Annotated in this window: 6 protein-coding genes and 1 pseudogene; 1 reads left to right on the top strand and 6 read right to left on the bottom strand. The window is 70.1% G+C overall.

Translation table 11 applies throughout. From position 1 onward, the window contains the following. Nucleotides 1–126 (bottom strand): annotated as a pseudogene (locus tag GH736_RS25765) (DUF72 domain-containing protein); the annotation flags it as partial. 253 nt (nucleotides 127–379) lie between these two features. Between GH736_RS25765 and GH736_RS15910 the strand changes: the two are divergent. Next, complete coding sequence (locus tag GH736_RS15910) at nucleotides 380–1,051, top strand: FadR/GntR family transcriptional regulator (protein WP_159605073.1); 672 nt, start codon at nucleotides 380–382, stop codon at nucleotides 1,049–1,051. Between the two features lie 92 nt (nucleotides 1,052–1,143). Here GH736_RS15910 and GH736_RS15905 read toward each other — a convergent pair whose 3' ends face one another. The 5 genes from GH736_RS15905 to GH736_RS15885 form a co-directional block, all read right to left on the bottom strand. Then, a complete protein-coding gene (locus GH736_RS15905) occupies nucleotides 1,144–2,127 on the bottom strand; it encodes an ABC transporter substrate-binding protein (protein ID WP_159605071.1) in 984 nt (327 codons plus the stop codon). A gap of 95 nt (nucleotides 2,128–2,222) precedes the next feature. Next, complete coding sequence (locus GH736_RS15900) at nucleotides 2,223–3,257, bottom strand: ABC transporter permease (RefSeq protein ID WP_159605069.1); 1,035 nt, start codon at nucleotides 3,255–3,257, stop codon at nucleotides 2,223–2,225. Then, nucleotides 3,254–4,789 carry a sugar ABC transporter ATP-binding protein gene (locus tag GH736_RS15895; RefSeq protein ID WP_159605067.1) on the bottom strand — a complete coding sequence of 512 codons (1,536 nt, stop codon included), beginning with the start codon at nucleotides 4,787–4,789 and terminating at the stop codon, nucleotides 3,254–3,256. Before GH736_RS15895 ends, GH736_RS15900 begins: the two co-directional genes overlap by 4 nt. Next, nucleotides 4,786–5,244: an RbsD/FucU family protein gene (locus GH736_RS15890; protein WP_235934320.1), complete on the bottom strand. Its 459-nt coding sequence runs from the start codon at nucleotides 5,242–5,244 to the stop codon at nucleotides 4,786–4,788. Before GH736_RS15890 ends, GH736_RS15895 begins: the two co-directional genes overlap by 4 nt. Nucleotides 5,245–5,269: 25 nt before the next feature. Further along, nucleotides 5,270–5,728: amidohydrolase family protein (locus GH736_RS15885; RefSeq protein WP_159605065.1), on the bottom strand; the 459-nt coding region annotated here is incomplete at its 5' end.

Here is a 5,728-nt window from a genome sequence, read left to right as displayed (position 1 = left end):
GGTGGCACGGAGGATGCATGGGAGTTCGGCGCCGCTCATCACGCAGTACGCCGTGTCGTTGACCTCGAGCAGTCGGTACACCTCGTCGACGTGCCAGCTCGGATGCCGGAACTCGACCGCGACCTGCTCGCCGTGCCCGGCATCGGACCGTGGACCGCCGGCTACGTGGCGATGCGCGTCACCCGCGCGCCCGACGTCCTGCTCACCGGCGACCTCGCCCTGCGCAACGGGGCCGTCGCGCTCGGCCTGCCCGGCGACCCCGCCCGGCTCGCCGCCGAGGGCGTGCAGTGGGCGCCGTGGCGCAGCTACGCTTCCATGCACCTCTGGCGCGCCGCGTAGAGATCGGATGTCTGCCGCCGGTGGCGCTACGATGCGGAGCATGGCCGTCACCGACGAAGCGATCCTGCGCATCAAGGAGATGATCCTCGCGGGCGAGCTCGCCCCGGGCGATCGGCTGCCGCCCGAGAAGGAGCTCAGCGAGCGCCTGGGGCTCTCCCGGTCGTCCCTCCGCGAGGCCGTCAAGGCCCTCGAGGTGATCCGGGTGCTCGACGTGCGGCGCGGGGACGGCACCTACGTCACGAGCCTCGAGCCCCGGCTGCTCCTCGAGGCGATGTCGTTCGTGGTCGACCTCCACGACGACCAGTCGGTGCTCGAGATCTTCGCGGTGCGGCGCATCCTCGAACCCGCCGCTGCCGCGCTCGCGGCCCGGAACGCCGACGACGACGCGCTCACCGGCCTGCGCGCGGTCGTCGACAGCGTGGATCACGCCGCCGACGTCGAGGGCCTCGTCGAGCACGACCTGGAGTTCCACCGCGGCATCGCCGAGGCGACCGGCAACACCTACCTCGCGAGCCTCATCGACTCGCTGTCGAGCCACACGGTGCGGGCGCGCATCTGGCGCGGCATCACGCAGGAGAACGCGGTCGACCGCACCCTGCAGGAGCACCACGCCATCCTCGACGCGATCGCGGCCGGCGACGCCGACCTGGCCTCCGCCCTCACCGTGGTGCACGTGTCGGGCGTCGAGCAGTGGCTGCGGTCCGCCCTCTGAGCATCCCCGGCGCGTGAGCCGTCGACGCGCGACGCTCGTGCACGAGGAGGGGGCGACGGCCGCGGCCGTCACCCCCTCGTGAAATCCGTGGCCTACTCGTAGAGCACGGCCTGGATCTTCTCGTCGTCGATGTTCGACGCGTCGTACCAGTAGTAGCCGGTGTCGATCGTCTTCGGCAGGTCCTTGCCGTCGATCGCCTCGACGGCGGCCTTCACCGTCTCGTAGCCGATGCCGACGGGGTTCTGCGTGATGGCCCCGAGCATGAGGCCGTCGCGGATGGCATCCATCTGCGCCTTGCCCGAGTCGAATCCGACGACCGCGAGCTGCGTCGGGTCGATCCCGAGCTCCTTCACGGCCTGCACCACGCCGATCGCCGAGCCCTCGTTCGAGCCGTAGATGCCCTTCAGGTCGGGGTTGGCCGCGATGATCGCCTTGGCCAGGTCCGCCGACTTGGCCTGGTCGCCGCCGCCGTACTGGATGTCGACGATCTCGATGTTCGGCTCGTTCTCCTCCATGTAGTCGACGAACCCGTCTCGGCGCTGCTGGCCGGTCACCGACGTCTGGTCGTGCACGACGAGGGCGACCTTGCCCTCGTGCCCCACGGCCTCGGCGAGGTGCTTGGCGGCCTCGGCGGCCGCCGCGAGGTTGTCGGTCGCCGCGGTGGTGAGCGGGATGTCGCTGTCGACCCCGGAGTCGAACGCGATCACGGGGATGCCGGCGTCCTTGGCCTGCTGCAGCAGCGGGCCGGCTGCCTGGCTGTCGAGCGCCGCGAAGCCGACCGCCGCCGGGCTCTTGTCGAGCGCCGTCTGCAGCATCTGGATCTGCTGGTCGACGTCGGCCTCCGTGTCGGGCCCCTCGAACGTGAGCTCGACGCCGTACTCCTCTGCCGCCTGCTCGGCGCCCGACTTCACGGCCTGCCAGAACTGGTGCTGGAACCCCTTCGAGACGAGTGCGACATAGGGAGTGTCGCCTCCGCCGGCGTCGGCCGATCCGCCGCCGCCATCGCTGGCGCAGCCCGCGAGCACGAGCGCGGCGGCCGCGAGGCCGACGACCCCGATCGAACGCTTTCTGAACATGGTCACTCCTTTGTGTCTGTGTTGCCGTGGGTAGGTGATGCAGGGTGGTGCGGTCGAGCAGGCGGCCATGAGGCGGTCGCCCGGGTCAGGGAGGTTCAGCCGGCCCGTCTGCGGCGGAGCATGTCGAGGTAGACGGCGACGAGGATGACGACGCCGACCGCGACCGACTGCCATTCCTGCGGCACCGAGATGATGCGCAGGCCGTTGGTCAGCACGGCCATGATGAGCGCGCCGATCACGGTGCCGACGATCGAGCCCTTGCCGCCCTGCAGGGACGTGCCGCCGATGACGACCGCCGCGATCGCCTCGAGCTCGAGGCCCATGCCGCCGGTCGGCTGGGCCGACGACAGGCGCGACGCGGAGAGCACGCCCGCGAGCCCGACGAAGAGGCCGGCCATCGTGTAGATGATGATCTTCCAGCGGCGCACGTTGACGCCGGAGAGCGCGGTCGCGGCCTCGTTCGAGCCGATCGAGAAGGTGTACCGGCCGACGATCGTCTTCGAGAGCAGCACCGCGGCGATGACGATCATGACGATGAAGATCAGCACGCCCAGCGGGAACCGCATGCCCGGGATGATCGACAGGTTCATGATCGACTGGAACTCGGGGGTCTCGTTGAAGTAGATCGGCTTGGTGCCCGAGATCACCAGCGACAGGCCCGCGGCGATGAGCATCATGCCGAGGGTCGCGATGAACGGCGGGATGCCGAGCACCGACACGTTGACGCCGTTGATCAGCCCGATGAGGCCCCCGAAGACGATCGTCGCGGCGACCCCCGCCCAGAGCGGCCAGCCCCAGTAGGTGAGGAAGACGCCCGCCATCACGCCGCAGAGCACCATGACGGTGCCGATCGACAGGTCGATGCCACCCGTGATGATGACGAAGGTCGTGCCGAGCGCGAGGATGCCGGTCACGGTGGCCGCGGTCAGGATCGAGATGAGGTTGTTCGCCGTGAAGAAATGCGAGCTCGCGAACGAGAAGAACACGACGATCACGATCAGGCTCGCTGCGGCGAGGAGCTGCTGCAGCGACCCGCGCAGCCGGGCGAAGCGCGGGGTTCCCGCGTCGACCGCGGCATAGGCGGAGGTCGACGGGGTGTCCGACCGCTGGGGGGTGGTGGTGGGGCTCATCGAGTGATCGTCCCTTCGGCACTGAAGCGGGTGGCGTAGTCCATGACGTTCTCCTGGGTGGCGGCGGCGTTGTCGAGCACGGCGGTGAGCCGGCCCTCGGCCATGACGGCGATGCGGTCCGCCAGGCGGAGCACCTCGGGCAGCTCCGACGAGATCATCACGATCGCCTTGCCCTGGCCGGCGAGATCGCGGAGCAGCCCGTAGATCTCCTCCTTGGCCCCGACGTCGATCCCGCGCGTCGGCTCGTCGAAGATGAGCACATCGCAGTCCTTCGCGAGCCACTTGGCGATCACGACCTTCTGCTGGTTCCCGCCCGAGAGGTTGCGCACGAGCTGTGCGGTCGACGGCGTCTTGATGCGGAGCTTCTGCACGTACTCCCTGCCGGTCGTCTCGATGCGTCGGTCGCGCACGAAGCCGAGTGCGCCGAGGTAGTCCTTCAGCGACGCGAGCACGATGTTCTCGCGGACGCTGCGCTCGAGGAGCACGCCGAGCTGCTTGCGGTCCTCGGAGAGGTAGCCGATGCCCAGGCGCGCGGCATCCGCCGGGCTCTGGATCTGCACCTCACGGCCACGGACCGAGATCACGCCGGAGTCACGACGGTCGGCGCCCACGATCGCGCGGGCCACCTCCGTGCGCCCGGCGCCCATGAGCCCGGCGAAGCCGAGGATCTCACCGGCGTGCACGTCGAAGCTGACGTCGCGCAGGAGACGCTTCGTCGAGAGGCCGCGCACCGAGAGCACCGGCTCGCCCGCGGGGGCGGAGCCGGTGGGGCGGTCATCGCCGGCGAGCTGCCGGCCGACCATGAGCGAGATGACGGTGCGCTGGTCGGTCTCAGCGGTGACCAGCGTGTCGATGTAGCGCCCGTCCCGCAGCACGGTGATGCGGTCGGAGATGCGCGCCAGCTCCTCCATGCGGTGGGAGATGTAGATCACCCCGGTCTCGGGCGACCGGAACCGCCGGATGAGCTCGAACAGCACGTCGACCTCGGCGTCGTTGAGCGCGGCGGTCGGCTCGTCCATGATGAGCACCTTCGCGTCGAACGACAGCGCCTTGGCGATCTCGACCATCTGCTGGCGGGCGACCGTGAGCCGCTCGACGGGCTCGGCCGGGTCGAGCGCGAGGCCGAGTCGGTCGAACAGGTCCTGCGCCCGGCGATTCAGTGCGCGATCGTCGAGGAAGATGCCGGCGCCGCGCTCCTCACGGCCGATGAAGATGTTCTGCGCGACCGTCAGGTCGGGCATGAGGTTGAACTCCTGGTGGATGATGCTGATGCCCTGCTCCTGCGCGTGCCGCGGCCCGTCGAGCAGGAGGTCGCGCCCATTCATGCGGAACACGCCGGCGTCGGGGGTGTAGATGCCCGCGAGCAGCTTCATCAGGGTCGACTTGCCGGCGCCGTTCTCGCCGACGAGCGCGAGCACCTCGCCGTGGCGCAGGTCGAGCCGCACGTCGTCGAGCGCCTGCACGCCGGGGAACCCCTTGCTCACGCCCTCGACCTCGAGGAGCGGCGGGGTGCCGGATGCCTCGGCGCTCATCGTGCGGCTCCGGCCGGTCGGTACTCGCCCACGACGCCCTTGCGGAGCACCAGGTTGCCGTAGGGCCGCTGCTCCCCCGTGCGGACGACCAGGCGCGCGCCGCGTGCGCGCTCGTAGAACGCGAACCGCTCCAACTCGCCGACGCGGTCGACGGGCGCGGATGCCGCGGCCACCAGCGCCTCCTGCACGGGCGGACGAACGGCGTCCTCCGATCGCATGAGCAGCACCGATTCGGCCTCGTACTCGTCGAGGGGGAAGACGGTGCGGATCGCCTCGACGACGGCGGGCGACGAGAGCCCGGGCGTCTCCACGACCGGTGCGCCCACGCCATGGGCGGGGAAGTTGGCGTCGGCGACGACGAGTTCCTCGCCGTGCCCGAGTCGATCGAGCGCGGCGAGCAGGTCGCCGACGAGGATCGGATGGATGCCGCTCAGCACCTGGTGCCTCTCTTCCATGAGATGGACGGGTCGAGTGTACTACTCATCGGATGTTTCCCGCGCTTCTCTTCGCTGAGGACGTGACATCGGCGTTTCGAGGAGCTAGCGATCGGATGTCTGTGTCGAGATAGCACCGCTCGGCGTTGCCGCCGAGCACGGCATCCCGGTCGCTCGGTGACAGTCGCTCGAGGCTCTCGCGCATGACCCGCCACGTCGGCGCGTACCCCCCGTGCGGCACCGACATCGGCCAGTCGCCGCCGTACATGATCCGGTCGGCGCCGAACAGCTCCAGCGCCACGTCGAGCAGGGCGCCGATGGTCTCCACCTCGAACGGCACGCCCGGCAGGTGCAGGCCCGAGAACTTCACCATCGTGTTGGGCAGCGCCGCGACCCCCCGGAGCTCCGCACGCCAGGCGTCGACGGCGTCGGTGCCGACGGGCGGCTTGGCGAGGTGGTCGATCACGACGGTGAGGCCGGGCACCGCACGGGCCACGCGGCGGGC

Origin of the sequence: Agromyces humi, from assembly GCF_009720255.1 — a bacterium.
Classification (GTDB): Bacteria; Actinomycetota; Actinomycetes; order Actinomycetales; family Microbacteriaceae; genus Agromyces; species Agromyces humi.
This window is presented reverse-complemented; position numbering and strand designations above follow the sequence as displayed.

What these genes read in the sequence shown, in the direction of transcription:
- GH736_RS15910 (WP_159605073.1), top strand. Translation starts at nt 380, where the DNA reads ATGGCCGTCACCGACGAAGCGATCCTGCGCATCAAGGAGATGATCCTC.
- GH736_RS15905 (WP_159605071.1), bottom strand. Translation starts at nt 2,127, where the DNA reads ATGTTCAGAAAGCGTTCGATCGGGGTCGTCGGCCTCGCGGCCGCCGCG.
- GH736_RS15900 (WP_159605069.1), bottom strand. Translation starts at nt 3,257, where the DNA reads ATGAGCCCCACCACCACCCCCCAGCGGTCGGACACCCCGTCGACCTCC.
- GH736_RS15895 (WP_159605067.1), bottom strand. Translation starts at nt 4,789, where the DNA reads ATGAGCGCCGAGGCATCCGGCACCCCGCCGCTCCTCGAGGTCGAGGGC.
- GH736_RS15890 (WP_235934320.1), bottom strand. Translation starts at nt 5,244, where the DNA reads ATGGAAGAGAGGCACCAGGTGCTGAGCGGCATCCATCCGATCCTCGTC.